At 64.3% G+C, this 26,988-nt stretch carries 20 protein-coding genes; 11 read left to right on the top strand and 9 right to left on the bottom strand.

The features are described 5' to 3' along the window. Position 1: 1 nt before the first annotated feature. The 4 genes from M2339_RS12285 to M2339_RS12300 all read right to left on the bottom strand — a co-directional run bounded on the left by M2339_RS12285 (position 2) and on the right by M2339_RS12300 (position 2,991). Entirely contained in the window at positions 2 to 211 is a 210-nt protein-coding gene (locus M2339_RS12285; RefSeq protein ID WP_264586416.1) for a hypothetical protein, read from the bottom strand. 84 nt (positions 212 to 295) lie between these two features. Continuing rightward, complete coding sequence (locus M2339_RS12290) at positions 296 to 646, bottom strand: DUF2200 domain-containing protein (protein WP_264586415.1); 351 nt, start codon at positions 644 to 646, stop codon at positions 296 to 298. Between the two features lie 114 nt (positions 647 to 760). Then, entirely contained in the window at positions 761 to 1,942 is a 1,182-nt protein-coding gene (locus M2339_RS12295) for an MFS transporter (RefSeq protein ID WP_264586414.1), read from the bottom strand. Positions 1,943 to 1,956: 14 nt separating this feature from the next. After that, positions 1,957 to 2,991 carry an aldo/keto reductase gene (locus M2339_RS12300; protein WP_264586413.1) on the bottom strand — a complete coding sequence of 345 codons (1,035 nt, stop codon included), beginning with the start codon at positions 2,989 to 2,991 and terminating at the stop codon, positions 1,957 to 1,959. 87 nt (positions 2,992 to 3,078) lie between these two features. Between M2339_RS12300 and M2339_RS12305 the strand changes: the two genes are divergently transcribed. After that, on the top strand, positions 3,079 to 3,984 hold the full coding sequence (locus M2339_RS12305) for a LysR family transcriptional regulator (RefSeq protein WP_264586412.1): 906 nt from the start codon (positions 3,079 to 3,081) through the stop codon (positions 3,982 to 3,984). Positions 3,985 to 4,141: 157 nt separating this feature from the next. Next, on the top strand, positions 4,142 to 4,375 hold the full coding sequence (locus M2339_RS12310) for a hypothetical protein (RefSeq protein ID WP_264571344.1): 234 nt from the start codon (positions 4,142 to 4,144) through the stop codon (positions 4,373 to 4,375). A gap of 25 nt (positions 4,376 to 4,400) precedes the next feature. Here the strand turns inward: M2339_RS12310 and M2339_RS12315 are convergent, their stop codons facing one another. Further along, positions 4,401 to 5,408 (bottom strand): alcohol dehydrogenase catalytic domain-containing protein, encoded by a 1,008-nt coding sequence (locus M2339_RS12315; RefSeq protein WP_264606367.1) that lies wholly within the window; start codon positions 5,406 to 5,408, stop codon positions 4,401 to 4,403. A 172-nt stretch (positions 5,409 to 5,580) separates the two neighbouring features. Between M2339_RS12315 and M2339_RS12320 the strand changes: the two genes are divergently transcribed. Beyond that, positions 5,581 to 6,204, top strand: coding sequence for a class I SAM-dependent methyltransferase (locus M2339_RS12320; protein ID WP_264586410.1), 624 nt, complete (start codon positions 5,581 to 5,583; stop codon positions 6,202 to 6,204). A gap of 164 nt (positions 6,205 to 6,368) precedes the next feature. Here M2339_RS12320 and glf read toward each other — a convergent pair whose 3' ends face one another. Beyond that, a complete protein-coding gene (gene glf / locus M2339_RS12325) occupies positions 6,369 to 8,630 on the bottom strand; it encodes a UDP-galactopyranose mutase (protein ID WP_264606368.1) in 2,262 nt (753 codons plus the stop codon). 193 nt (positions 8,631 to 8,823) lie between these two features. Here glf and M2339_RS12330 point away from each other — a divergent pair, with 193 nt between their 5' ends. Then, positions 8,824 to 10,992: a sugar nucleotide-binding protein gene (locus tag M2339_RS12330; protein WP_264586408.1), complete on the top strand. Its 2,169-nt coding sequence runs from the start codon at positions 8,824 to 8,826 to the stop codon at positions 10,990 to 10,992. A gap of 21 nt (positions 10,993 to 11,013) precedes the next feature. Here M2339_RS12330 and M2339_RS12335 read toward each other — a convergent pair whose 3' ends face one another. From M2339_RS12335 to M2339_RS12345, 3 genes are all read right to left on the bottom strand, one after another. Then, positions 11,014 to 13,440 (bottom strand): PAS domain-containing sensor histidine kinase, encoded by a 2,427-nt coding sequence (locus tag M2339_RS12335; RefSeq protein ID WP_264574274.1) that lies wholly within the window; start codon positions 13,438 to 13,440, stop codon positions 11,014 to 11,016. Then, positions 13,440 to 14,933, bottom strand: coding sequence for an ATPase domain-containing protein (locus tag M2339_RS12340; protein ID WP_264586407.1), 1,494 nt, complete (start codon positions 14,931 to 14,933; stop codon positions 13,440 to 13,442). Before M2339_RS12340 ends, M2339_RS12335 begins: the two co-directional genes overlap by 1 nt. A gap of 196 nt (positions 14,934 to 15,129) precedes the next feature. Beyond that, entirely contained in the window at positions 15,130 to 16,665 is a 1,536-nt protein-coding gene (locus tag M2339_RS12345; RefSeq protein WP_264586406.1) for a right-handed parallel beta-helix repeat-containing protein, read from the bottom strand. Positions 16,666 to 16,935: 270 nt separating this feature from the next. Here M2339_RS12345 and M2339_RS12350 point away from each other — a divergent pair, with 270 nt between their 5' ends. The 7 genes from M2339_RS12350 (at position 16,936) to M2339_RS12380 (ending at position 26,979) form a co-directional block, all read left to right on the top strand. After that, positions 16,936 to 18,060, top strand: a complete 1,125-nt coding sequence (locus tag M2339_RS12350) for a DUF47 family protein (RefSeq protein WP_264572309.1) — start codon at positions 16,936 to 16,938, stop codon at positions 18,058 to 18,060. Between the two features lie 12 nt (positions 18,061 to 18,072). Further along, a complete protein-coding gene (locus M2339_RS12355) occupies positions 18,073 to 19,086 on the top strand; it encodes an inorganic phosphate transporter (protein WP_181560695.1) in 1,014 nt (337 codons plus the stop codon). A gap of 233 nt (positions 19,087 to 19,319) precedes the next feature. After that, on the top strand, positions 19,320 to 20,552 hold the full coding sequence (locus M2339_RS12360; protein ID WP_264606369.1) for a glucose-1-phosphate adenylyltransferase family protein: 1,233 nt from the start codon (positions 19,320 to 19,322) through the stop codon (positions 20,550 to 20,552). Then, a complete protein-coding gene (gene glgX / locus M2339_RS12365; RefSeq protein WP_264586404.1) occupies positions 20,549 to 22,699 on the top strand; it encodes a glycogen debranching protein GlgX in 2,151 nt (716 codons plus the stop codon). The genes M2339_RS12360 and glgX overlap by 4 nt, the downstream gene beginning before the upstream one ends. Continuing rightward, complete coding sequence (gene treZ / locus M2339_RS12370; protein ID WP_264606370.1) at positions 22,696 to 24,426, top strand: malto-oligosyltrehalose trehalohydrolase; 1,731 nt, start codon at positions 22,696 to 22,698, stop codon at positions 24,424 to 24,426. The genes glgX and treZ overlap by 4 nt, the downstream gene beginning before the upstream one ends. Before the next feature lie 2 nt (positions 24,427 to 24,428). Further along, complete coding sequence (gene treY, locus M2339_RS12375; RefSeq protein ID WP_264586402.1) at positions 24,429 to 26,708, top strand: malto-oligosyltrehalose synthase; 2,280 nt, start codon at positions 24,429 to 24,431, stop codon at positions 26,706 to 26,708. Continuing rightward, the gene (locus tag M2339_RS12380; protein WP_264584087.1) at positions 26,698 to 26,979 is read left to right on the top strand and encodes a DUF2934 domain-containing protein; all 282 of its coding nucleotides are present in this window, start codon (positions 26,698 to 26,700) and stop codon (positions 26,977 to 26,979) included. The genes treY and M2339_RS12380 overlap by 11 nt, the downstream gene beginning before the upstream one ends. Positions 26,980 to 26,988 lie beyond the last annotated feature (9 nt).

Here is a 26,988-nt window from a genome sequence, read left to right on the forward strand (position 1 = left end):
GTTATTCGGCCCCTATTTCGGAGCCAAAGCCTGCATCCCGCATCTGCTTTTCGTCGCGCTCGGCCTTTCGCTGGCCATCCTCAATATAATCGCGCTCGCGACCTTGTGGCTTATCGGTGTTCGGGACGACCGAGCGGTTGGACGGCTCGGGTCTGCCGTCCGGCATGGACCGATCCCGTTCCGGCTTTTGTCGAGGGTTGTGTTCTTCCATGTGTCTTCTCCGTTTCTGTTTTGGAAACGGAGGCCGCAGGAGCCAGTTCCGCGCGCGTTCAACGGTGCGGCTTTCTCCATCATTCTATCCGCGCAGGATCTTTTCCATCCCCCTGCCCTTCGCGAGTTCATCGATCAGTTTATCGAGATAGCGGATTTCGCGCATGGTGCCTTCCTCGATCGTCTCGACGCGCACCCCGCAGACAACGCCGGTGATCAGGGAACGCGCGGGGTTCATGCAAGGGGCGGTTGCAAAGAAGTTCTCGAATGAGGTGCCGGCGGCCAGCACGCTGTCGAGGGACTCTTGGCTGTGCCCCGTTAGCCAGCGCAAGATCTCGTCCACCTCTTCCTTTGTGCGCCCCTTCTTGGCTGCCTTGGCGACATAGAGAGGATAGACGCTCGCGACGCTAACTGAATAGATACGATGCCCTGCCATCGGCCGCTCCATCACATGATCGTCCTCGAAGCATGAATAGAGGACCGGCGATAAGCAAGTGCTCTGCCGGAATGACCGTTCCGTGGCAGAAAGGTGGTTGCGTCTCAACACCGTTCAAGCATCGCAAATTTTCGGTTCCTGACGTTGAGGGGCCTGCGATGTCCACACCGCGGCCACGACGGCGATCAGGCCGATGACTGCGGCGCCGGCCCCTGCCAGGGCGACAGCGCGATAGCCAAGTCCCGCGGCGATGACAGCGCCACCGATGGCGGCGCCGATCGCGTTGCCGAGATTGAAGGCGCCGATATTGACGGCCGACGCCAGATTGGGCGCATCCGCTGCGGCAGCCATCACCCGCACCTGAAGCGGCGGAACGAGCGCGAAACTTGCAACGCCCCAGAGAAAGATCAGGACCGCGGTTGGCGCGTCGAACGGCATCAGGACCGCGAACGCAACCAGCACCAGCGCCAGCCCGGCGAGCGTCACCATCAATGTGCGATCGACCGAGCGATCCGCGAAGATGCCGCCCAGCCAGTTGCCCACCGTGAGCCCGACGCCATAGGTCACCAGCATCGCCGTCACGAAGCCGAGCGACGCATGCGTTTCTGCACGCAGGATGGGCGCGATATAGGTGAATACGGTGAACATGGCGCTCGATCCGATCACGGTCAGCGCCAAGGCGGCGAGCACCGGGCCGCGCTTCAGCACGCGCAACTCGGCAACGGCATTGCCGCCTTGGGGTGAAGGCAAGATCGGCAGGGTCAGCCGCAGCGCGGCGATGGTGGCGACGCCCAGTCCGGCGATCCCCCAGAACGACATCCGCCAGCCCAGATGCTCGCCCCCCCAGGTCGCGAGCGGGACGCCGACGACATTGGCGATGGTCAGCCCCATGAACATCGCCGCGACTGCGCCAGCCTTGCGCTCGGGCGGCACGAGGCTCGCGGCCACGATCGCCCCGACGCCGAAAAAGGCGCCGTGGTTGAGCGAGGTGACGAGCCGCGCCGCCAGCAGCATGCCATATCCGGTCGAGATCGCAGCCAACAGGTTGCCGAGCGTGAAGATGCCGGCGAGCGCAATGAGCAGCGTGCGGCGCGGTACCCGGCCGGTGGTCAGGGTCATCAATGGCGCGCCCAGCATCACGCCGAACGCATAGGCGCTGATGAGCAGGCCGGCGGTCGGGATCGACACGCCAAGATCGCCGGCGATGACCGGGAGCAGACCCATGGGTGCAAACTCGGTCACACCGATGCCGAACGCGCCGATCGCCAGTGCGATGATGCCGGGATTCAGTTTCAAAGGGTTCACTCCCGTCAGACCATGGGGGGATTGAGCAGGGCAAAGCCGTCCTGCTGGCGGTAGGGCGTATGCGGATAGGGCGGCATGACGGCGCTGGCCGCATCCAGCGCGGCAATCTGTTCGGGCGTCAGAGCCCAGCCGACCGCGCCCAGATTTTCACGCAACTGGGCCTCATTCCGGGCACCGATGATGACGGAGGAGACGGTCGGTCGGCCCAGCAGCCAGTTGATCGCGACCTGCGGCACGGATCTGCCGGTTTCGGCTGCGACCGCCTCCAGCGCGTCGATCACGCGATAGAGATGGTCCTCCGCAACCGGCGGCGCGAATTGCTCTGTCTCATTCAGGCGACTGCCCGGGGGGATCGGCCGGCCGCGCCCGATCTTCCCGGTCAGCCGTCCCCAGCCGAGCGGGCTCCACACCAGCGCGCCGATGCCCTGGTCGGCGGCGAGCGGCATCAGATCCCACTCATAGGCGCGCCCGATCAGCGAATAATAGACCTGATGGGCGACAAGGCGCGGCCAGCCATGACGATCCGCCGCGGCCTGCGCCTTCATCACCTGCCAGCCTGGATAGTTGGAGACACCGGCATAGCGCAGCTTGCCCGCCGCAATCAGCCTATCGAGCGTGCCCATGACCTCTTCCGCCGGGGTGGACGCATCGAGCGCATGGAGTTGCAGCAAGTCGATATAATCCGTGCCCAGGCGCCGCAACGCATCCTCCACCGCGCGGATCAGCCGTGCCCGTGAGGCGCCCCAATCCTGCGGCCCTTCGCCCATCGGCAGGCCGGTCTTGGTGGAGATCATCACGGCATCGCGCCGCCCCTTGATTGCAGACCCCAGCACCTCTTCCGACGCGCCGTTCGAATAGACGTCGGCGGTGTCGAACAGGGTCACGCCCGCATCGAGACAGATATCGACCAGCCGCCGCGCTTCGGCAGCGTCGCTCTGTCCCCAGGCGCTGAACAACGGCCCCTTGCCGCCGAACGTCCCGGCGCCGAAGCTCAACGCTGGCACGCGCAAACCCGAGCGCCCTAGTTGCCGATAATCCATGCTCGATCCTTCGATTGCGATTTCCACTCATAAATGGACCGCAGCGCCCCGCTGTTGTAGTGCGCATTCGAGCCAAGGATCTTTGCTATGGACGCAAAAGTTATTGAGAGTGGCGATCGCGCGCGCGCCATGGAGATATTCGTCGCGGCGATCGATCGGGGCAGTTTTTCCGCCGCCGGCCGCGCGGTGGGTTTGACACCCTCGGCGGTGAGCCGCGCGGTCGACAGGATCGAAGCGCGACTGGGCGTCAGGCTCCTGCTCCGCTCGACCCGGGCGCTGACCCCGACGGCGGAAGGCCTCGCCTATCTCCAGGCCGCACGGCGCATCCTTGCCGATCTCGACGATAGCGAGCAGCAGATCGCCGATCAGGGCCTGCCGCGCGGACGCCTGCGGATCAGCGCGGCGCTGTCGCACGGGCGGTTGTGCGTGGTGCCGCTGCTCGGCCGCTTCGCGCAGGCTTATCCCCATATTCTGGTCGACATCGCGCTGACCGATGCGCTGGTCGATGTCGCAGCGGGGCAGGCCGATGTTGCGATCCGCTTCGGTCCGCTCGCCGACAGCGCCCTGACCGCGCGCAGACTGGGCGAAAGCCGCCGCGTCATCATCGCCTCACCCGATTATCTGGCACGTACCGGGACCCCGCGCGTGCCGGAGGATTTGCATGGCCACAATTGCCTGAACTTTAACTTTCGCCGCAGTGAGCCCGTCTGGCCCTTCATGCGCGACGGGGAGGCGTTCTCCCTGGCGATGAAGGGGAGCATTGAAGCCAATAATGGCGAAACGCTCGGTCAACTCGCTGCGCAAGGCGTCGGCATCGCACGTGTTGGCGCCTTCAGCGTCGCGCAGGAGATAGCCAACGGCACGCTTGTGCCGCTGCTGGAGGATTATAACCCCGGTGACGTCGAGCAGATCAATGCGGTGTTCGTCGGCGGCGCCAATCTTCCGGCCCGCGTGCGCGTCTTTGTCGACTTTCTGGTCGAGCATATGCGTTAGGTTGCGCCTGTCGCCGTGATGAACGAGACGACCGCTGTGCTCGCGCTCATGGCCCGGAGAAGCTGGTCGCCGGTGACGCCGTGACGCGGAACGGCGCCGTGGATCAGGCGCTCACTCCTTCCTTGCGCGGGCCGCGCCGCAAGAGATAGGCAGCGCCATGACCCAATCTCAGCTGGCCGATATTCTCATTGCACGACTGGTCCGTGACCATGGCGGCACTCGCCAACGCTGGCGCAAGGTCGTCGGTCCGATCCGGATTTACGATCTCAGGACCCATCCCCATTGCAACTGGATGGTCGATGCGACCGGTTCGACCTCCGACATCGCAAAGGTCGAGAGCCTGCTCGATGAACTGCGCCAGAACCACCCCATCCTCATGGCTGACCGTTGACGCTGCGTAGGGGCGCGCCGAGGGCCTAGACGCCCGGCGCGATCAGCACCTTGCACTGCTCGCCGCGCTGTTTGAGGGCCTCGAAGACCGTGGGCGTCTCAGCGAGCGCAATGGTGCTGGTGACCATCAGCCGGGGCGCGATGGCCCCCTGCTCCAATGCGGCGAGGGCGGCCTCATATTCCTGCACGGTGAAGAAGGCACTGGTGACGAGGCGCACTTCCTTGCCGAGCATGGCGAAAGAGTTGAACGTGTCCGGCTTGGTGCACAGGCCCAGCAGCAGGATCGTGCCGCGCGGGCGCACCTGGTCGACGGCCTGCGCGATCAGGCCGGGCACGCCGACGCATTCAAAGACGATATCGGCCATGCCGCCCAGACCCTGCACGGCACTTTCAACCGGGTTCTGCGGGTCCACCACGAACACATCGGCGCCCATATCGTGCGCGCGCTGCTGCTGCGAGGGGGAGATATCCTGCACAGCCACCCTGGCGGCCCCAAGCCGGTTGGCCCAGAAGGCCACCGCAAGCCCGATCGGCCCTGCGCCCAACACCAGCACTTTGTCACCGGTTTTCATGCCCGAGAGGTTCACGCCATGCAGGGCTACGGCAAGCGGCTCGATAATGGCGCCATCCGCCAGCGTCAGCCCCGCAGGCAGGGGCACGCACTGGTTCGGGCGGGTGACGGCATAATCGGCATAGCCGCCGCCCTGCAGCCCGAATGATGCGCACCACTGCACTTCGCCCTTGCGGCAATGTTCGCAGTCGCCGCAGCTTTTGAGCGGGATGACCGAGACGAGCTCGCCGACCTTGCGCCCCTGCGTGTTCCGACCTAGCGCCACCACTTCGCCGGCGAACTCATGGCCCAGCACATCGCCATGCTTGCATCCATAAGCGGCATCCTGCGTCATATGCAGATCACTGCCGCAAATGCCGCAGCGCCCGACCTTGACCACCAGTTCACCCTCGCCCGGCGTCGGATCAGGAACATCCTCGAACGCCAGCGGCGTGTGGAGCGCCTGGAAGATAACGGCTTTCACAAATATGCCCTTTCGTCTCTCGCCGAGGCCCGTGCCCGAGGGGGACATCTCTATCTTATCCGCCTCAATGCTGACACGGCCTAACCGACTGCTCGCATCCAATAAAATGCCAAGCCCGGAACGGACAGCGCTCGATCACATTGTTCTTGAAGATTTCGGGAGGATATATGCCATGGCGAGCACGTCGCAGGACGGGAATGGTGGCTCACCGCATTGGACGACATTCCTCAAGGAGTTCGCCAAGGCACCTCTTTCAGTCGGCTCGCCCATTGCCACCTCGGCGGGTACCATCAAGCGCCAGCTAGCAGGGGTCGACTGGGCCAAAACGCGCCTGTTCGTCGAATATGGCCCCGGCACAGGTGAGTTTACCCGCTATATTCTTGCGCACCTCCCACGCGACGCTCAGCTGATCGCGATCGAAAGCGAGGACGGGCTTGCCGACCATCTTCGCCAAACCGTCGATGATCCTCGTCTGACCGTCCATACAGGATCGGCTCTCCAAGCTCGGGCCATCCTTGGGGACGACGTGGTCGCGCGGGTAGACTATATTCTCTCTGGCCTCCCCTTCTCCGCGTTGGAGAAGTCCGACAGGGCGAGGATCGTGGAAGATGCAGCGCGCCTTCTCAACGATGACGGTGAGTTCCTCGCTTATCAGGTGCGTCGGACGATCGAACCCTCACTCCGCAAAGTCTTCACACGAGTGAAACGGCGCCGGCGCTGGCTCAACGTGCCGCCTTATCATCTCTATTGGTGTCGAGAGCCGAAGCGATCTCGCCCTTCGAACCGGGTGGATTGATCCGGCGTCGCTCCCCATCACAATTGCTCGATCGCGGCGTTAGGCGCTCCGGTCTGTGTATGCGATGGGCTAAGGCGGCAGCGTCTTCCTCGCTGAGGCCCCCTACCCTGTCGCCCCGCAGCGGGCCATCAGATACTCCATGATCGCGCTTGCGCGGGACGCCCCTATTCAGCAGCGATCGCGTCGATATCATGGGCCGGCTTTGCCGTCCTCAGCTGCATCATGTGCCGCCGGTAGGTCGCGAGCGCCTGCCCCACCACCTGATCCATATTATAATAGCGGTAGGTGGCGAGCCGTCCGACGAACAGGACATCGGGCGTGCCCAAAGCGAGCGCTTCATAGCGTTTGAACAGAGCGGCATTTTCCGGGCGCGGGATGGGGTAATAGGGGTCACCCTCCGCACTGGGATATTCGTAAGTGATGCTCGTGCGGGCCGCACTCTGGCCGGTCAGATGCTTATACTCGGTAATCCGCGTATAGGGCACCGCTTCGGACGGATAGTTGATGACGGCGACCGGCTGCAGCCATTCGGTGGCGCGGGTCTCGTGCCGAAACTCAAGCGAGCGATATGGCAGCTTGCCGTAGCGATGGCCGAAATATTCATCGATTGGCCCGGTAAAGACGAGGCGGTCATACCGCACGCGGGCCGCAACCGCCTCGAAGGTGACGCCAAGCTCCACGTCAATCAGCGGATGGTCGAGCATGGCGGCGAACATCGCCGTATAGCCGTCTGCCGGCATCGCCTGGAAGCTGTCGGTGAAATAACGATCATCCGTATTTGTCCGCGTGGGCACGCGGGCTGTCACCGATTTGTCGAGTTCGGACGGGTCCATGCCCCATTGCTTGCGGGTGTAGCCTTGGAAGAAAGTCTCATAGAGATGGCGCCCCACCTTGGAGATGACCACGTCTGCCGATGTGCGGATCGTCTCGACCGGCTCCGCCTGGCTCTCAAGAAAGGCCTCCGCCTCTGCCTCGTCCGCCAGTGCCAGCCCGTAGAGGCTGTTCAATGTGTCGCGGTTGATCGGCATCGGCACCTGCAGCCCATCAACGTCCGCCAGGACGCGATGCTCGTAAGGGCGCCAGCGCGTGAAGCGTGAGAGATAGTCGACGATGTCCTGACTGTTCGTATGGAAAATATGGGGACCGTAGCGATGGACCAGAATGCCGGCCTCGTCATAATGGTCATAGGCATTGCCGGCGATATGGTCGCGTCGATCGATGACGAGGACGCGCTTGCCGCCGTCCGCCGCGAGGCGTTCCGCCATCACCGCGCCCGCAAAACCCGCGCCGACGACCAGATAGTCGTAATGGCGGGTGGGGCGCGGCGTCATCACCTCCTCGATGAGCGTCGACATGGCATCGACCACCTTGTCCCAGGAGAGGTCGGCGAGACACGCGTCTGCGCTCGCCCTCCACGGGGCATCGGCCGGTGCACGGGCGCGAGAGAGCGCCCGCTCGCACGCAGCCACGAATGCCTCGGGATTGCCGGCGATCTCGACCGCGTCGAGCATGCCATAATGGCGCGCCACATCGATGATCGGGGTGGAGACCACCGGCAGGCCCGCTGCAAGATATTCCGGGGTCTTGGTGGGAGAAATGAACTGCGTGGACGGATTGATGGCAAAGGGCATCACCGCGACGTCCCAGCCCCGCGCATAGTGCGGGAGCTCGCCATAGGCTTTGCTTCCCAGATAGGCGATGTTGGGCCGCTGCGGCAGATCGGCGGGATCGATCTTGACCACGGGCCCCACGAGCACCAGCGACCAATCGGGATGCGCATCAGCGACGGCGGCGAGCAGGGCCAGGTCCATCCGTTCGTCAATGACGCCGTAGAAGCCGAACCGCGGCCGCGCGAGCTCGGCCTGGTCGGAAGGATCCTCGCCCGGCAGGCGCGCCGCGGCAAAATGCGCGGCGTCGACGCTGGAAGGGAAAGCATGGACCGCAGGGTGGCGCGCGCGCTTCGCCTCGTAGAGACTGTAGCCGCCAGTGAAAACCAGATCGGCTCTCTCGAACAGCTCGGCTTCCAGTTCCGCCAGCTGGGGGGGCGCAAACCGGAAATTCGCCAGCTCGTCCATACAGTCATAGATGGTGCAGGCCGCCTGGAGATGCCGCGAGAAGGGCAGCATCATCGGCGTATAGTACCATGTCACCAGCGGCTCGGCCTGTTCGCCCAGATGGGCGTCGAGCAGGTGCCGCAGGGTTGCTTGGCTTTCCGCATCCGTCAGGCCTTCCGGAAGGCGCGGTGTCGCGACGGTGATGTGCGGGGCGGGTGTCCTCAACTCCAGCCAGGCATCAGCGGTCTCGCCGCTGACGAGCGGTTCCTCCCAGAAGGTGACCGGCTGACGATATGCGAAACGCGACATAAGATGTTGCGGGCGCTGGAACACGAAGTCCCAGCGCAGATGCGAGAAGCACATCAGCGTCATTATTTGTGGCTTTCGAGGCTAGAGCGGAATGAACCTGTACGGGCATCAATGCGCGCACAGCGTCCTTGCTCCCGCTTATTTACCACGATTGATCGATATCAATACGATAGTGCCAGCATGACTTTGATTGGAGGCGAACGGGGGGCCGGGTTGGTATATGCTCGGTGCACGGCCATCGCCGTATGAGGTTCCCTTGGACGCCGTATCGACCCAGCTTGCCCCTCTCGCCCTGTGGGGCGGGTGCGAATGCACGATCAATCGCGTCGGGGATGATTATCTCGATCAGTCGGCGCGGAGCGGGCACAGCAATCGACCCGAAGATCTGGATCGATTGGCCGGACTGGGCGTGACGGCGCTGCGCTACCCCTTGCTTTGGGAGAGCTTTGCCCGAAGCGACCAGCGCGAGGCGCTTTGGGCGTGGCACGCCGACCGGCTGGGGCGCCTGCGCGCGCTTGGCATCCGCCCGATCCTCGGCCTGATCCATCATGGCAGCGGTCCCGCCCCCACCCACTTGCTGGACCCGGCATTTGCGGCGGGTCTTGCCGATCACGCGCGGGAGGCGGCCGAGCGGTTCCCCTGGGTCCAGGATTGGACGCCGGTCAACGAGCCTCTCACCACTGCGCGCTTTTCCGCCCTTTATGGTCATTGGTATCCCCATCTTCACGACGAGACGGCTTTCTGGACCGCGCTCCTCAACCAGATCGATGCCATTCGGGGGGCGATGGACGCGATCCGCACGATCATTCCCGCGGCGCGCCTCGTTCAAACAGAGGATCTGGGGCACACGGACGCGACACCGCAGCGGGCCGCTCAGGCAGGCTTCGACAATCATCGCCGCTGGGCGACCTGGGATTTGCTGACCGGCCGCCTGGTAGCAGGGCACGCACTTTGGGATCATCTCGAGGGTCTGGGACTGTCGGATCGTCTGCGCGACATCGCTTCCGCGCCATGCCCGCCGGCCGTCATCGGCCTCAATCACTATCTCACCAGCGACCGCTTCCTCGATCACCGGCTGGAGCGCCATCCCCCGGCCAGCCATGGCGCTTGCGCCCTCGGGCCGGTTGCCGACGTCGAAGCGGTCAGAGCCATAGCTCACCCCCCGGGCCTTGAAGGCGCCATTCGCGCCGCCTGGGAGCGCTATGAGGTGCCCATCGTGCTCACCGAGGTGCACAATGGCTGCACGCGCGAGGAGCAGATGCGCTGGCTCGATGAGGCCTGGACAACGGCCACGGCGCTCCGCGCGGACGGCATCTGCATCGAGGCAGTGACAGTCTGGAGCCTGTTCGGCGCGTTCGACTGGGACAGCCTGCTCACCCAAAAGGCCGGCCATTATGAGAGCGGCGTGTTCGACGTGCGGGGCGCCCAGCCGCGAGAGACCGCTTTGGCGCCGATGATGCGCGCACTGGCAGGAGGCGCAAGGCCGGCTCATCCCGTCCTGCATGGACAGGGATGGTGGCGTCGACCCGGGCGCCTCACCGGGGCTGCGACAGAGCCACGCGCGATCGATGTACCGCCGGCTCCAGAAGCGCGCCCGCTCTTGATCTTGGGTGCAACCGGAACCTTGGGCCAGGCCTTTGCGGGGGCCTGTTCGCTCCGTGATATCGATCATCGGCTGGTCGGACGAGACGTCATCGACCTGCACGATGCCGCCACGATTGCCGACGCGCTGGATCGGTTGCGGCCCTGGGCCGTCATCAACTGCGCAGGCTGGGTGCGGGTGGATGAAGCAGAGGGCAGCGCCGATGCCTGCCTTGCAACCAATTTCACAGGCTGCGTCGCCCTTGCAGCCGCCTGCGCGCAACGCGACATCCATTATAGCTGCTTCTCCAGCGACCTCGTCTTCGATGGCCATGGTCGGCGCGCTTATGTGGAAAGCGACGCGCCAGCGCCGCTCAACGTCTACGGAGAGAGCAAGGCGCGGGCCGAGGCGGGTGTTCTGGCGGCTGGCGGGCGCGCCCTGGTTATCAGAACCGCATCCTTCTTCTCACCCTATGATCCGCACAATTTCGCCATGCATCTGGTGGCGGCGCTGCGGACCGAACGCGTATTTCACGCCGTGGGGGATTGCATCACCTCGCCCACTTATGTGCCCGATCTCGTCCGCGCCACGCTCGACCTCGTGATCGATGACGAGTGCGGCATCTGGCACCTCACCAGCGACGGCGCTTTTTCCTGGGCGCAGTTTGCGCATGCCGTGGGCGAAAGGATGGAGCTGCCGACCGATCTGATCGAAACGGTCTCCATCGACGCGATGAACTGGCCGGCGCGGCGGCCCCGCCATGCGCCGATGAGCAGCGAGCGCGGCCTGATCATGCCCAGCCTGGCTTCGGCAATCGACCGCTTTGCCCTGCACCTTGGCTGAGCCCAGGTTCGCCGCCCCAGCCTAGGCCTTTTCGAGAACGGCCCGGATCTTGGCCGCGAGCTGCTCGACCGTGAAGGGCTTGCCGAGAAGCTCCACACCGGGATCGACAACACCGTTGTGGACGACGGCGTTCCGCGTGTAGCCGCTGGTATAGAGCACCTTCAGGTCCGGCCGGCGGCGGCATGCTTCATCGGCGAGTTTCCGGCCGTTGATGTCCGGCATGATGATGTCCGTGAACAAGAGCGTGATCTCCGGATGCTCGTCGAGCACGCGCAGCGCCGCATGTCCGCCATCCGCTTCCAGCACGCGATAGCCCAGTTCCACGAGCGCATCGACGCTGAAGCGGCGGACGGCGGCCTCATCCTCGACCACCAGAATGACCTCCTGCTCATCGCCCCTCGGCAGGTCGGCCCGCACCTGTTCGATCTCTCCGGCGGCCTCGCCATAGAAGCGAGGGAGATAGATCTTGATCGTCGTCCCCTCGCCCGGCTCGGAATAGATTTTGATATGCCCGCCCGACTGCCGGACAAATCCGTACACCTGGCTCAGCCCCAGACCGGTGCCCTTGCCCACCGCCTTGGTGGTGAAGAACGGATCAAACGCCTTGGCGATGACGTCGTCCGGCATGCCCGTGCCGGTATCGGTCACGGCGATCATCACATATTGGCCCGCCGGAACGCCGAAATTCTCCGCGGCATAGCGATCATCGGCGTGCGTGTTCTGCGTTTCGATCGTCAGGTGTCCGCCATCCGGCATGGCATCGCGGGCATTGACCGCCAGATTGACGATCGCGTTTTCAAGCTGATTGCGGTCGGCATGGGTGCGCCACACGCCCGCCGCAAGAACCGTCTCCAGCCTGACATCGCCGCCCAGCGAATGCAGCAGAAGCTCGGACATGCCCGAGACGAGCTTGTTGGGATCGAGCACCTCGGGATTGAGCGGCTGCTGGCGCGAGAATGCGAGGAGGCGATGGGTCAGGGTCGCGGCGCGCTGCGCACCATCGATCGCGGCATCGATATAGCGTTTCGCGCGCTCATCATCGGCCATGACGCGCCGGCTCAACAGGTCGAGTGAGCCGATCACCACGGCCAGCATATTGTTGAAGTCATGCGCGATGCCGCCGGTCAGCTGGCCGACAGCTTCCATTTTCTGTGCCTGACGCAAGGCCGCCTGCGCCTGCTCGCGCACGGCCACCTCCTCGGTCACGCGACGCTCGAGATGCTCGTTGAGCTCCCGCAGTTCCGCCTCGGCCCGCTTGCGCGCCGTCACGTCAATCGCCGTGCCAACGACGCGCAGACACCGCCCGGCCTCGTCGAAGACGCCGCGTCCCTTGGCGGCCACCCAGCGCACCAGTCCATCTTCCTTGCCGATCGTCCGATATTCGACATCATAGATCGCGCGGACATTGGGGTCTGCGGCCGCCAGATAGGCTTCGGTGGTATGCGCGCGATCGTCGGGATGGAGGCCTTCGTAAAAATCCTGCATCGACACTTCGACATCGGGCGAGATGCCGAACACCCCTTTCACGATGGGTGGCCAGATCAGAACATCGTTGACCACGTCGACGTCCCAGAAGCCGACCTCGGCGGCATCCGTCGCCAGCCGCAGCCGCTCCTCGCTGATCGCCAGCTCGGCCCGGACGCGCATCCGTTCGGACAGATCGAGCATCGCCCCGATCATACGCAGGGCCCGCCCCTGCGCATCCCGGATGATGTGGCCGCGATCGAAGACGTGGGCGTAGCTCCCGTCGCCCCGCCTGAACCGATATTCTCCGCTCCAGCTGTCCGACGAGCCGTCGATCGCCGCGTGGATGGTCCTGTCCACCTCGTCCCGGTCATCCGGGTGGATCTGCGCGATCCACCATGTCCCGTTATTCTCGATCTGGTCGACCGGGTGGCCATAAGCGATGGAGAGCGCGTCGTTCCAGGTCACATAGTCGGTGACGAAATCCCAATCCCAGATGGCGTCGTTCGTCGCCTTGCTCGCTAGGCGGTAGCGTTCTTCGACCGCGCGAATATCCTCAAGCCGGGTTCGCGCTTCATATTGCCGTCGGCGTGCCCGCAAGGCGGCCGTCGCGACGCTGACCAATGTGGTCGGGTGAAAGGGGCGTTCGAGAAAGGTCACGTTGCCGAGCAATTCGAGATGACGACCGGCCGCCGGATTGCGCTCGATGCCGCCGCCGCGCTGGGTGAGCAGGACGAAGGGAAGATCGGACCATTCCTGCTGCGCGGCGATGAGCTCAACCAGCGGCCTCAGATCGGCCGCCTTGACCGCTTCATCGGTCATCATCACGAAACCAAGGCCCTGTGCGAGGCGCGCGACCAGCGCATCGAGCGACGGGACAATCTCGGTTTCGATACCGGCTTGGTTGAGGATGGCGGCGGCGATCTCTGCATCCCGACCGTGAGGGGCGAGGATGACGGCACGCTCCGAAAAAGTGCGGTTCATCAGCCGCGCTTGTCCTGGCCGAGATCCATCAGATTGCCGGCACCGACCATCGTGGGGATGCCACGCAACACACCCTGAAAATGCGTCAGCGGCTCGCCGATGGTGATGCCTTGTGCGTCGATACGATATTCGCGGATCGTATTCTCATGGACGCCCGAGCGCTTCTTGACGATCGAGATGGCCCGCCGGACATGGCCCACCGCCTCGAAATAGCGCAGCAGCACGACCGTATCGGCCAGATAGGTGATGTCCACCGGCGCCTGCATGTCTCCCACCACGCCATGCTGCGTGACGGTAAGGAACGTGCTCGCGCCGCGCCGATTGAGATATTGAAGCAGCTCGTGAATGTGGAGGACAAGCGCGCTCTCCTCCGGCATCGCCGCGCGATATCCGTTCAGGCTGTCGATCACGACGGTGCGGATGCCATGCTCCTCGACAGTCGCGCGCACCCGATGAGCAAACTCGCCGGGCGACATTTCGGCTGCATCGACCTGCTCGATGATGAGCTTGCCGTCTGAAACGAGGCGCCACACATCGATGCCAAGCCCCTTGGCCCGATCGGCCAGCAGGCCGAGTTCCTCATCGAAGACGAACATGGCCGCCGTCTCTCCGCGCGCGATGCACCCTTTCACGAGATTGAGCGCCAGGAGGGATTTGCCCGTTCCCGTCGGGCCGAGGATCAGCGTGCTGGTGCCGGAGTCAAAGCCCCCGCCGAGCAGGGCATTGAGTTCGGCGCTTTCCGTGGGCGCGGTGGCCCGCACGAAATCGGATTTATGCTCCAGCGACACCAGTCGCGGAAAAACCCGGACACCGCCGGTATCGATCACGAAATCATGATAGCCGCCGCGATAGCGCTGGCCGCGATATTTGAGCATCCGAAGCCGGCGGCGTTCCGAACCGTAAAGCGGTGCCAGCTCCTCAAGCCGCAGCACGCCATGAGCGACGCTGTGCACCGTCTTGTCATTGGTGTCGGAGGTCAGATCGTCGAGCATCAGCACGGTTGCATTATGCTTGGCGAAATAGTGCTTCAGGGCCAGAATCTGGCGGCGGTAGCGCAGCGAACTTTGCGCGAGCAGCCGGATTTCCGAGAGACTGTCGATCACCACCCGCTGCGGCTTGACCCGCTCGATCGCCTCGAGGATGCGCTTGGTGGTTTCGCCCAGTTCGAGGTCAGAGGAGTAGAGCAGGCTCTGCTGCTGATTCTCGTCCAGCAGCGTCTCGGGCGGTACGAGTTCGAAAATGTGGAACTGCTCGTTCAGTGCCCAGCCGTGCGAGGCAGCGGTTTCACGCAGTTCCTCCTCGGTTTCGGACAGGGTGATATACAGCCCCCGCTCCCCCGCCTCTGCGCCGTTCATGAGAAACTGGCTTGCGATGGTCGTCTTGCCGGTGCCGGGATCGCCCTCGACGAGGAACAGCCTGCCGCAGGCAAAGCCGCCCGCCGTCACATCATCAAGCCCCTCAATCCCACTCGACGCCTTCGCCGTCCGATCCATCCGCATATCTCCCTTCGCAAACGCCGGACCGTCTCCGCACGTCCACCGCTCCCGAAAAGAGCAAGCTGAAAACCCACGATAGAGGATTGCGATCCCTCCGTCTCTCAGGATTGCGCGGGCGCAACGCTTTAATTTGAAATTGCGATGTTGGCCCTGCCCGCTGGGAATGCGCGAAGAACCCGAAAGCTGAAGCCCCCTACCGTCGCGCCTCGAAGACCGACGCGCGGCGGGGCGTGAGCAGCTTTACCGGCGCGCCCAGTTCTCGCTCCAGCATGGCGAGCATCCACTGGCGGTGGCGCGCGAGATAATCCACGAAGCCGTCCGGCTTGGCCGGGTCGAATGTCGGCACCGCCCAATCGAGCGAGGGGGCCTTATAGTCAGCCTTCATCAGGCCGACCTCGTCGCGGGGCGGATCGACATGAGCGCCGAGATAGTCGTTGCCCGTGAAGCGAATGAACTGAGCCGGAGAGAAGCCGGCCGAGATCAGATAATCCGGCCCCTGACGGCCGACCTCGCTGCCATAACGCGCCGTGCCCGCCACCGCGAAGCGATTGTTGCGGAAGCGGACGTCGCTCGCCCAGCCCTGCCACTCGGTGGCGACCACCATCTGGACGTCCTTGCCCTTGGCGACGTGGATCACATTCTTCTCGATCAAGGCGTCCGAAATCGTGCCTGACAGCTGAAAGATGCGCGTCCCGTCATTCTGGCTGACATTGTGACGCACCACTGTGCCGCGATTGCCGATATTGTCCTTGTCATTGGCTTTAGGCGAGCAGATCAGCAGAAAGCCGCCGGCATTATCGTGACTGTAATTGTACGCGATGGTCGTCCGGCGCGAGTTGAAGTCGGAATCGAAACCCTGACCGTCATAGCGCGTGCGGGTGTAGGCAGCTTCATTGAGCTGGATGAGGCTGTGATCCGTGCTCCACTGCCAGATTCCGGCGCTGTATCCGGGCGCCCGGCCGGCGGCATAGCGGACGATATTATGCTCGATCAGCGCGCCATCGGTGCCGCGCGGCACGATGCCGTCGCCGCCAACGTCTTCCAGATAATTGTCCCGGATCACGATATCATAGCTTGGATACCAGCGCGCGGCGGTGACCTGATCGCTGATCCCGGCAATGCCGGAGCGGTCGACACGCCAGATGATGTTGCGCTCGATCGCAAGGTCATCGAAACGGGTCGGAAAGCGCGGGCCGAGCGCCTGAAAGACGATGCCGCCATTGTCCTTGCGATCGTTCGTGCCGCGCACATCATGGATGTACATGTCGCTGATGCGGATGCCGCGGACGACGCCGACATTTTCGGCCGACACGAGCACGCCATAGCGCGAGCCGGCAGGCGGGCCATCATTGGTCAGTTCAAGGCCACTCACCGTCACATAGCTTGCATTGAGGATCGCCACCGCATGGGGCGAGACGCCGCCAGCGTCGATGCGGGGGCGCGCCCCTGAACCGGTTGCCCCGACGACAATGGGCGCCCCTCTGCTGCCCGATTGGGTGATGGTGAGCGGTTCTTTCCAGACCGACCCTGCCGCCAGCAGAACCCTGTCGCCCGGCTTGAGCTTCACGCTGCCTAGGCGGGCGAGCGAGCGAAATGGCTGCGTTGCAACCCGACCGTCGAAACGATCATCCCCCGTGATCGCGTTCACATGATAGGTCTCTGCCCTGGCATGGGCAGCGGTGAGGCTGAGCGCCGCCGCGATGAGCTTGAGGCCTCTGCCCGGGCGCATGAAACGCAGGGCCCGGCCTTGCAGGCCAGCGCCGCGATTGCTGAGGTCTGGCGAAGGCCGGTGAACGTGGACGGAGCGGAGGGTCGGAAGCAGCGTGCTGAACATAGTGCGGCAGAGGGCCTTGAAGATCGAACAGTCCTCGCTCTAGCGGCAAGGGCATGAATGTCGAATGACCTGCTGCTCTTCAGGGGACATCGCGCGCGGTTGACTGTTGCAACTGACATAAAACTGTCACAATGGGCGCCACGCGCTCTGCTGAGGGGACAAACAATCAAACAGATTGCGGCACTACCCTATCGGGCTGAAGGCGATGCGCTGGATGCACCGATCCGGATTCTGCTCATCACCTCGCGCGAGACGAAGCGCTGGGTGATTCCCAAGGGCAATGGATCGGCGGGCAAGCTCCCGCATCAGGCGGCCGCGGCCGAAGCCGAGGAAGAAGCCGGCATCGTCGGGGCCGTCTGCCCGACGCCGTTGGGGACCTATCGCTATCGCAAAAGGCGGCGTAACGGCGCCAACTTGATGGTGGACGTCGAGGTGTTCCCGCTGGCGGTCAATCGGGAACTCACAGACTGGAAAGAGCAGCACGAGCGCGAGCGGCGGTGGTTCAGCCTGAGCGAGGCGGCCGATGCCGTCGACGAGCCGGATCTGAGCGATCTGATCCGATCCTTCGCAGCATCCGAGTTCAAGGCGGCGACACGGCGCCAATCGGTGATGGACACCGTTGCGCATACTTCAGGGATAAGCAGGATGTTTGGTTGGTTTCAGCGTCTTTTGCCCAAGCAGGGCAATTTCTTCGATCTGTTCGAAGCGCATGTCCAGACCGTGGTCGCCGGCGCCGACGCGTTGACCCGGCTGCTGCATGACGGGGACAGCCGCGATGACCATATTCGCGAGGTGATCGAGCGGGAAACCGATGCCGACGAGATCATCCGCGAGGTGCTTCACCTCGTCCGCAAGACGTTCCTCACGCCCTTCGACCGCAGCGCGATCATCAGCCTTGTGAGTTCAACCGACGATGCGATCGATGAGATGCAGTCGGCAGTGGCGGCCATCGACATCTATGACGTGCACGACTTCGATCAGGAAATGAAGGACATGGCAGCGATCATCGTCGACAGCACGCGCGTGCTGGCGGAAGCCATGCCGCTGCTGCGCAATGTCGCCCAGAACGGCAAGCGCCTGCATGAACTGACCGAGCGGCTTGTGCGGATGGAAGGCCATGCCGACGCCATCCACAGCGAGGGGCTGAAGCAGGCCTATCGCAAGTTCCGGACGGCCGATCCCATGGCGTTCATCGTCCGGCGCGAGATCTACAAGCATCTGGAGCGGATCGTCGACGCGCTCGAGGATGTCGCGAATGCGATTGACGGCATCGTCATCGACCATAGCTGAGCGCACAGGGTCATGCACAACCTCGCTTTTCCGCTGCTGGTCGGCCTGATCGTCATCGCGCTCGCATTCGATTATCTCAATGGCTTGCATGATGCCGCCAACTCGATTGCGACCGTGGTGGCGACGCGCCTGCTCGGCCCGGTCGCGGCGGTGGTTTTCGCGGCCTTCTTCAATTTCGCGGCCTATTTTCTCATGCTGGCCTTCCCGAGCCTGCACAAGGTCGCCGAGACGATCGGCGCGGGCCTCGTCAGCCAGGATCTGATCACGCCGGCCGTCATCTTCGGCGCGCTGATCGGCGCCATGTTCTGGAATGTGGTGACGTGGCTCAAGGGCATTCCCTCCTCCAGCAGCCATGCCCTGATCGGCGGCCTCATCGGCGCGGGGATGGCCCATGCCGGCATCTCCGGCATCCAGTGGAGCGGCCTCAACAAGACGCTGATCGCCATCGTGCTCTCGCCCACGCTGGGCATGCTGCTCTCCATGCTCATCATGCTGGCGACGAGCTGGGTGTTCCGCCGGGCCACCGCCCGGGGCGCCGAGCATGCATTTCGCTATCTGCACCTGTTGTCCTCGGCCGCCTATTCCGTCAGCCACGGCCTCAATGACGCGCAGAAGACCATGGGCATCATCACGGTGCTGCTCTATTCGACCGGCTATCTCACCGGCGAATTCGCGGTGCCGCACTGGGTCGCGATTGCCTGCTATATCGCGATCGCGCTGGGCACGCTGACGGGCGGCTGGAAGATCATCGAGACGATGGGCTCGCGGATCACCAAGCTCTCGCAGCACCAGGGATTCAGCGCCTCGCTTGGCGGCTCGATCATGGTGTTCACGGCCTCGCTGATGGGCATTCCCGTTTCGACCACCCACACGATTACCGGCTGCGTGATCGGGGCGGGCACCGCGCGACGGGCCTCCGCCGTGCGGTGGGGCGTGGCGCAGAGCGTCATGATCGCCTGGATCATCACCATTCCGGCCTCCGCTGTCGTGGGCGCCGCCTTTTACTTTCTGGCCCGGCTGTTCTGATCTTGCGGCCGTCGTGAGAGGCTAGCCAAACACTGACGCTGCAGCCGGCTTGGCGGCTGGCACAGTGGCGCCTCTATGAAGGTATCGGCGCGCCTACGTCCGCCGCACGCTCCGTGCCCCTGCGCGCCCCTCCGATGGGCGCAACAAAAATCGCTTAACATATGTAAAGACGGGGAACAGTGCGCGTTGCCGTTGGTTAATCAGGCGAAGATTTCCTTTGACCTGAGGTAGATATGAGCCAATCGAATGCCCGGCATGCGACTTCTGCGGCGCTGGCTCTTGTCCTGGCAGGCGGTCGGGGCAGTCGCCTTCATGATCTGACCAGCGCACTCGCCAAACCTGCTCTGCCGGTCGGCGATGTGGGCAGGCTCATCGATTTCACGCTGGCGAATGTCGCCAATTCCGGCATCCCCCGCGCATTGGTGCTCACCCAATATGAGCCCGACGCGCTGCATCGCCATTTGAACCAGACATGGCAGCGCTTTGGCGGCATCGAGCTAGACGTGCTCGACGGCAATGAATGCGGCCCCTTCAACGGAACGGCGGACGCGGTCGTCAAGATCAGCGACCAGATCGACCAGGAAGCGCCGGATCATGTCGTGGTCCTCGCGGGCGATCACCTTTACCAGATGGACTACCGGCCGTTCATCGAACGCCACATGCTGAGCAACGCGAAAGTGACGGTCGGCGCGGTGCACGTCCCGCTGGCCGACGCCGACCAATTCGGCGTCATGACGGCTGGCGCGGATGGCCTGATCACCGATTTCGCGGAGAAGCCGGCCTCGCCTGCGGAAGCGCCGGACCGTCCCGGTCATGCCTTTGCATCGATGGGCATCTATGTCTTCACCTGGCAGCTGCTGCGGCAGGTGCTGGTCGAACTGGCTCCGCTCCATGAGGATCTGGATTTCGGCAAGCATGTCCTCCCCCGGCTGGTGGCCGAGCGAGGCGCCTATGTCTACGCGCTGCCCGGGCGTGGGCAGGCCGCGCCCCTGTGGCGCGATCTCGGCACGGTGGATGCCTATCATGGCATTCATGCCGATATCGCCAGCGGCCGGGTCGCGCTAGATCCCTCGTGGCCGGTCGCCGGGCGGCGCGCCATTGGCCTGCCGGTGCGGTCGGCCACGGTTTCCGACCGTCCGGCCTGGCCGGGCCATATGATCGGCCAGGGTGCCAGCGTCGGCGAGCGAGCCCAGCTTCGCAACGTCGTGGTGATGCCCGGCGCGCGGGTCGGCTCGGATGTGCGCATCGACAATGCGATCGTGACCGGCGATGCCGTCATTCCCGACGGCTTCGATCTCTCCGCAGCGCTCAGGCAGTGCGGCGACAGCTGCCTCGTCTCGGAAGGCGGCATTCGCCTCCTGTCCGCGCAGGCGATGAGCCGGCTCGCCGGCGCGAAACGATCCGCCAAGCCCCATTATGCCTCGGCAGATGAGAGCCCCCGGAGAATGCTGGCGCCCGGACTTTGACCCAGGCAGACGATATCGGCCTGGAGCCAGACGCGACGCCTTTGGCCTTCGCAAAGCCGGACAGGCTGCACCATGAACTGGGCGCCGAATATACCGGCGACGGCGTTCATTTTGCGGTCTTTTCCGAAAACGCTGAGGCCATCGAACTCTCGCTCTTCTCGGACGATGGGGAAGAAGAGGTTCAGCGGCTCGAACTGCCCCGACGAGAAGGCTCGATCCACTCGGGCTTTCTCCCCGGCCTCAAGCCCGGTCAACTCTATGGCTATCGCGCGCATGGCCCCTATGAGCCCGAGCAGGGCCATCGCTTCAACCCCAACAAGCTGCTGCTCGACCCTTATGCGCGGGAAGTATCCGGCACGCTCAAATGGGACGATGCGCTGTGGGGCTATGATCTCCTGAGTGGCGACGATCTGACGTTCGACACGCGCGATTCCGCGCCGTTCATGGTCAAGAGCGTGGTGCAGAATCCCGATTTCGATTGGGAAGGAGACGCGGCGCTGCGCCTCCCATGGACCGAGACCATCATCTACGAAGCGCATGTGCGCGGCCTCACCATGACGCACCCCGATGTGCCGGAGGAACTGCGCGGCACCTATGCCGGCATGGTGTGCGAGCCGATCCTCGACCATCTCCGCAAGCTCGGTGTTTCCGCCATCGAGCTGTTGCCCTGCCAGTTCTTCCTCGATGATCGCAGCCTGCTGGAGCGCGGGCTATCCAATTATTGGGGCTATCAGACGCTCGGCTATTTCGCGCCGGAAACCCGCTTCCTCCAGCAGGGCGAGGGCGTCCCCGTTGCCATTCGCCAGTTCAAGGAGATGGTGAAGCGCTTCCACCGGGTCGGCATCGAAGTGATCATGGATGTGGTCTACAACCACACCGCCGAAGGATCGGAACGCGGCCCGACGCTCTGCTTCCGCGGCCTCGACAATGCGGCTTATTATGTCCTGTCGCCGGACCATCCGCGATACTCGTTCGACCAGACCGGCACGGGGAACACGCTCTCTGTGGCGCACCCCATGGTGCTGCGGATGGTGCTCGATTCACTGCGCTACTGGGTGCAGGTCATGCATGTCGACGGGTTCCGTTTCGATCTCGCCTCGACATTGGGACGGCAGGCGGCGGGATTCGATCGCGAAGGAACTTTCTTTGGCGCGATCCGGCAGGACCCCATCCTTGCGGGCGTGAAGCTGATCGCCGAGCCCTGGGATGTCGGCGAGGGCGGCTATCAGGTCGGCGGCTTCCCTGCGCCGTTCCGCGAATGGAACGACAAGTTCCGCGATACCGTGCGCGGGTTCTGGCGGGGGGATGGCGGGCTGGTCGGCGATCTGGCGGGGAGCCTGCTGGGCTCACCCGAACAGTTCAACCATTCGGACCGCAGCCCCACCTCCTCCGTGAATTTCCTCGCCGCTCATGATGGCTTCACGCTGATGGACTGCGTGTCCTTCAACGACAAGCATAACGAGGCCAATGGCGAGAATGGCGCGGACGGCCACGATCATAATCTGTCCGCCAATATGGGCACTGAAGGCGCGACCGACGACGGCGATATCCGCGCGGCACGCAGCCAGCGCCGGCGTAACATGATCGCGACGATGCTGCTCAGCCAGGGCGTGCCGATGGTCCTGAGCGGGGACGAAATCGGCAACAGCCAGCAGGGCAATAACAATGTCTATTGTCAGGACAATGAGACGGCCTGGATCTCATGGCCCGAGCGCGACGATGCATTTCTCGATTTCGTGCAGCGGATGGTCCGCTTCCGCCTCGATCATCCGGTCCTTGCACAGGAGACATTCCTGCTCGGCGATGCGGGGGACGATGGGCGAACGGAAGTCGCCTGGTATCAGCCCGACGGGCGCGAGATGGATGAGGCGGTGTGGGCAGAAACGGAGTTACGCGTCCTTGGTCTGTTCATCGACCATTCCGCGCGAGCGGCCTTCCTTGACGATGAGAACATCGGTGCGCTCTTCATCATCGTGAACGCAGGCGACGCGCTCGACTTCACCCTGCCCCACCCCAATGACATCGCGCACTGGACGCGCATCCTGGATACCGCCAGCGCCGATCCCTTCAGCGAAGACCCGTGCGAGGGCGATGTCCTCGCCATCCCGGCCAACAGCGTATGTGTCTACGCGCCGACCGCACGATGACCGGCCACCATTTCCGCAAAGGCTGGGGCGCAGAGCCCGAGGAAGACGGGCAATGGCGCTTCTCGCTCTGGTCGCCGGATCGCGAAGCAGTGGCAGTCGAGATCGACGGCGTATCGGCCGCTTTGGCGCAGGGCGAAGATGGCTGGTTCTCCGGCACCGCTGCGGCTCGACCGGGAGCCTCATACGGCTTTCGCATCGGGGACAGGCTCTATCCCGACCCGGCAGCGCGGGCACAGATGGGCGATGTTCACGGCCCCTCGCGCCTGGTCGACCCTCGCGCCTTCCAATGGTCCGCCGACTGGGCGGGTCTCCCCTGGCATCAGGCGGTCATCTATGAGCTTCATGTCGGGACCTTCACGCCCGAGGGCACATTTGCCGCCGCGCAACGGGCATTGCCACGCCTGAAAAGCCTCGGCGTGACGGTCGTCGAGCTGATGCCGGTCGCCCAGTTCGAGGGCGCGCGCGGCTGGGGATATGATGGCGTGCTGCTCTATGCGCCCCATCCTTGCTATGGCGGTGCGGACGGCCTCAAGCAGTTCGTGGATGCAGCCCACAAGCTCGGCATCGCGGTAATGCTCGACGTGGTGTACAACCATTTCGGCCCCTCGGGGAATTATCTGCCCGTCTGGTGCCCGTCCTTCTTCCACGCCTCGGCCCGCACGCCCTGGGGGGACGGCATTGCCTTCGATGTGCCCGCCGTTCGCGCCTTCTTTCTCGACAACGCCCTGTTCTGGCTGGAGGAATATCAGCTCGACGGGCTACGCCTGGACGCCGTTCACGCCATTGCAGACCAGACCACCGAGGACTTTCTGGCGGATCTGGGCAAGGCTGTTCGCGCGCGCGACTGGGGACGCCCGATCCATCTCGTGACCGAGGATGAGCGCAACCTCGTCGACTATCTCGAGCCGGATGCGCCCTTCAATGCCAGTTGGAACGATGACTGGCACCACGCGATCCACTGCCTGCTGACCGGGGAAGACGAGAGCTATTACGCGCCCTTTGCCGTCGATCCGCTGGCGGACATCGAAATGGCACTGCGCGATGGATATGTCGAGCAGGGGCAGGAGCGCTCCCCGCATGGCCATTTGCGCGGCGAGCCATCCGCTCTGTTGCCCCGCACAGCGTTCATCAATTTCCTGAGCAATCACGATCAGGTCGGCAATCGCGCGCAGGGCGAGCGGTTGCATCATCTGGTGGCGGACCGCGCCGCGCTGCGGGTGGTGACGGTCCTGACGCTGCTGACGCCCTTCACGCCGATGCTGTTCATGGGCGATGAGTTCCTGACCGAAGCGCCGTTCCTGTTCTTCACGGATTTCACGGGCGATCTGGCTGAAGCGGTGCGCACGGGCCGGGCACGGGAGTTCGAGAAGTTCACATCCTTCGCCGGCACGGTGCCGGACCCCAATGACCCGCAAACGGCCGCCCGCTCGATGATCGGCCACGCGGCCAACGATGCGCAGCGCGAGCATGAAGCCTTTGTGCGCGATCTTCTCGCGCTGCGGGCGTTCCATATCACGCCGCTCCTTGCACAGACGGAACGGCCCAAGGCAGTCGTCACGCGCGAGGGCGCGGCGTTCGATGCGCGATGGGAGTTTGAAACGGCGGCCCTGCACGTCCGCTTGCTGCTTGGCGGCGAGGATTTTTCCACGCCCACCGACCCCTTCTTCGTGGAGGCCGCACAAGGGAGCGGCTTCGCTTTAGCCGCCGCCGTTCGAAAGGACCAATGACCATGCGCCATCCCAGCGCCCCCGGCCTCGTCGCGACGTACAGGATTCAGCTGCGGAACGGCGTCGATCTGGAGGCGGTGCGCGCGCGCATTCCCTGGCTGCAGGCGCTGGGCATCAGCCATATCTACCTCTCGCCGCTGTTCAGCGCCGCGACGGGCTCTACCCATGGCTATGACGTGACCGATCCCAATCGCGTCGATCCGGTGCTCGGCGGTGACGAGGCCTTTCGCGTGCTGAGCGACGCGGCGCGCGCCGCCGGGCTCGGCATCATATTGGACATCGTGCCCAATCATATGGCGTTCACGCCGGAAAATCCCTTCATCGCCGATATCATGCGGCATGGGCAGGAGAGCCGCTTTGCGCCCCTGTTCGATATCGACTGGGACCGTGGCCCGCTGCAATTCCCGGTTCTGGACGGGACGCCGGCCGATCTTCTGGACGCAGCGCAGCTGGCCTTCTCGCTCGTCGGCAATGATCAGACCCTGCGCGTCTACGACAAGCATTACCCCCTGCGAGCGACACCGCTGACGGAGCGGCTGGCGGGCGGGGAGACGTTGGACGAAGGTCTGCTGGCGCAGCTGCTCGATGAACAGCGTTGGCAGATCGGCCATTGGCAGGAGGATGGCGGCGACATCGTCCACCGGCGCTTCTTCAACGTCACCGATCTGATCGGGGTGCGACAGGAAGACCCCGAGGTCTTCGAGTTCACCCATCGCTGGATTGTGGAGCAGGTTCGGGCCGGGCGCGTCCAGGGCGTCCGCGTCGACCATATCGATGGGCTGGCCCGCCCGCTCAGCTACCTCCGCCGGCTGCGCGAGGCGCTGGGCTTCATCCCCATCTGGGTGGAGAAGATCGTCAAGGAAGGCGAGCCGCTGGCGCCGGGCTGGCCGGTCGAGGGCATGAGCGGTTATGAGTTCATGGCGCCGGTCACCCAATTGCTGACCCCGCCGGAAGGGCTGGATGCCTTGGCGGCCGCGGCGCGCGCGCATGTGCCGACGGACTATGCCCTTGAGGTGCGCGGCGTTCGCCGTACGATGCTGTACACCGTCTTTACGCCCGAGCTCGACCGGGTGACCGATGCGGCCATCATGGCACTGGCAGGATCGCCCGTCGCAGCGCCGGAGGTGCGCGCGGCCATCGTGCAGCTTGCGATGCACTGGCCGGTCTATCGCTCCTACGCCGCCGACGTGATGCCGCCGGGCGACTTATGCGCGCAGGCTCTCGCCGGTGCGCGTGGCGATCCGCACCCAAGCGGGATGCTGGGGCCCGTGTTCAGTCTGCTGTCTGCCCCGGACGATCCGCTGGCGCGCGCCTTTGCAGCCCGGTTCGAGCAACTGACCGGCGCGCTCACCGCCAAGTCCGAGGAGGATACGGTCTTCTATCGGTCCATCGCCTATCTGCCGTTTTGCGAGGTGGGCGCCGCCCCGGACCTCCAGCCGATCGACCTTGAGCGCTTTGCGGCGCGCATGAACGAGCGTGCGTCCGAGACGCCCTGCGCGCTCAATGCCCTCTCTACCCATGACACCAAGCGCTCGGCCGATGCCAGGGCCGCGATCATCGCCTTGGCCGCCTTCCCGAAACTGGGCGTGCGCCTCTATGGAGAGGCACTGGCACGAGCGCAGGACCGCGCATTGCCGCCGCGCTGGGGCATCTATGCCATCCAGTGCGCGCTGATGATGCTCGATCAGCCGGAAGCCGCGCAACGCATTGCGGACCACATGGCCAAGGCCATGCGCGAGGCGAAGCTCGAATCCAGCTATGAGGAGCCGGCGCTTGAGATGGAAAACGGCGTGACCGAGCTTGCACTGTCCCTGATGGCCTCGCTTGAAGACGGCGCGCTGTGGTCGGCCGACGAGCGACAGGCGTTCCTGCAGACATGGGAAGCGCTCATAATGGCGCAGACCGCCCTCCAGATCACCGCGCCCGGGGTGCCGGACATCTATCAGGGCACGGAAATCGTCGCGATCGCCCTGACCGACCCGGACAATCGCCGAGCCGTGGACTGGGACGCGATCGCCTCCGGCCCAGCCGGGCGCGATGCCCGCAAGCTAAAGCTGACACAGGACCTGCTCGCGCGCCGCCGGGAGGATGCAGAACTGTTCGCTATGGGCAGCTATCGGCTGGAGCGGACCCCGGAGGGGCTGCGCGTGACCCGGGCATGGCAGAACCGCGCAGTCACCATCGACATTCCCCTGCCCGACCTGATCGCCGGCCCCGATGCGGCGGCGCGAGGCGCGCATGATCGACCCCACGAAACGCAAGGAACCCAATATGGACGATGACCAGTATCAGACGATCAGTAAGCGGGCCTATGAGCTGTGGGAAGCCGAAGGCCGCCCCCATGGGCGTGACCGCGAGCATTGGGAGCAGGTAGAACAGGAAGTCCTGAGCCAGCAGCAACAGCAGGCTGCCTCCCCTGCCGATGATGCTGACCTATCCCTGCCGCAGGAGCAGAGCGAAACGATGGCTGCCGCCAGTTCCCCGGCTTCGACGGCGCTGCCGGCCAAAAAGGCATCGGCAGCTGGCCGCGCGAAGAAAGCCAAAACGCCCTGAGGCCGGGCG

The sequence above is a fragment of the Sphingobium sp. B2D3C genome, from assembly GCF_025961835.1.
Taxonomy (GTDB): Bacteria; Pseudomonadota; Alphaproteobacteria; order Sphingomonadales; family Sphingomonadaceae; genus Sphingobium.

Bases quoted from the DNA above. Each gene is read 5' to 3' on its own strand.
- M2339_RS12285 (WP_264586416.1), bottom strand. From the start codon at position 211: ATGGAAGAACACAACCCTCGACAAAAGCCGGAACGGGATCGGTCCATG.
- M2339_RS12290 (WP_264586415.1), bottom strand. From the start codon at position 646: ATGGCAGGGCATCGTATCTATTCAGTTAGCGTCGCGAGCGTCTATCCT.
- M2339_RS12300 (WP_264586413.1), bottom strand. From the start codon at position 2,991: ATGGATTATCGGCAACTAGGGCGCTCGGGTTTGCGCGTGCCAGCGTTG.
- M2339_RS12305 (WP_264586412.1), top strand. From the start codon at position 3,079: ATGGACGCAAAAGTTATTGAGAGTGGCGATCGCGCGCGCGCCATGGAG.
- M2339_RS12310 (WP_264571344.1), top strand. From the start codon at position 4,142: ATGACCCAATCTCAGCTGGCCGATATTCTCATTGCACGACTGGTCCGT.
- M2339_RS12320 (WP_264586410.1), top strand. From the start codon at position 5,581: ATGGCGAGCACGTCGCAGGACGGGAATGGTGGCTCACCGCATTGGACG.
- glf (WP_264606368.1), bottom strand. From the start codon at position 8,630: ATGACGCTGATGTGCTTCTCGCATCTGCGCTGGGACTTCGTGTTCCAG.
- M2339_RS12335 (WP_264574274.1), bottom strand. From the start codon at position 13,440: ATGAACCGCACTTTTTCGGAGCGTGCCGTCATCCTCGCCCCTCACGGT.
- M2339_RS12340 (WP_264586407.1), bottom strand. From the start codon at position 14,933: ATGGATCGGACGGCGAAGGCGTCGAGTGGGATTGAGGGGCTTGATGAT.
- M2339_RS12345 (WP_264586406.1), bottom strand. From the start codon at position 16,665: ATGCGCCCGGGCAGAGGCCTCAAGCTCATCGCGGCGGCGCTCAGCCTC.
- M2339_RS12355 (WP_181560695.1), top strand. From the start codon at position 18,073: ATGCACAACCTCGCTTTTCCGCTGCTGGTCGGCCTGATCGTCATCGCG.
- M2339_RS12360 (WP_264606369.1), top strand. From the start codon at position 19,320: ATGAGCCAATCGAATGCCCGGCATGCGACTTCTGCGGCGCTGGCTCTT.
- treZ (WP_264606370.1), top strand. From the start codon at position 22,696: ATGACCGGCCACCATTTCCGCAAAGGCTGGGGCGCAGAGCCCGAGGAA.
- treY (WP_264586402.1), top strand. From the start codon at position 24,429: ATGCGCCATCCCAGCGCCCCCGGCCTCGTCGCGACGTACAGGATTCAG.
- M2339_RS12380 (WP_264584087.1), top strand. From the start codon at position 26,698: ATGGACGATGACCAGTATCAGACGATCAGTAAGCGGGCCTATGAGCTG.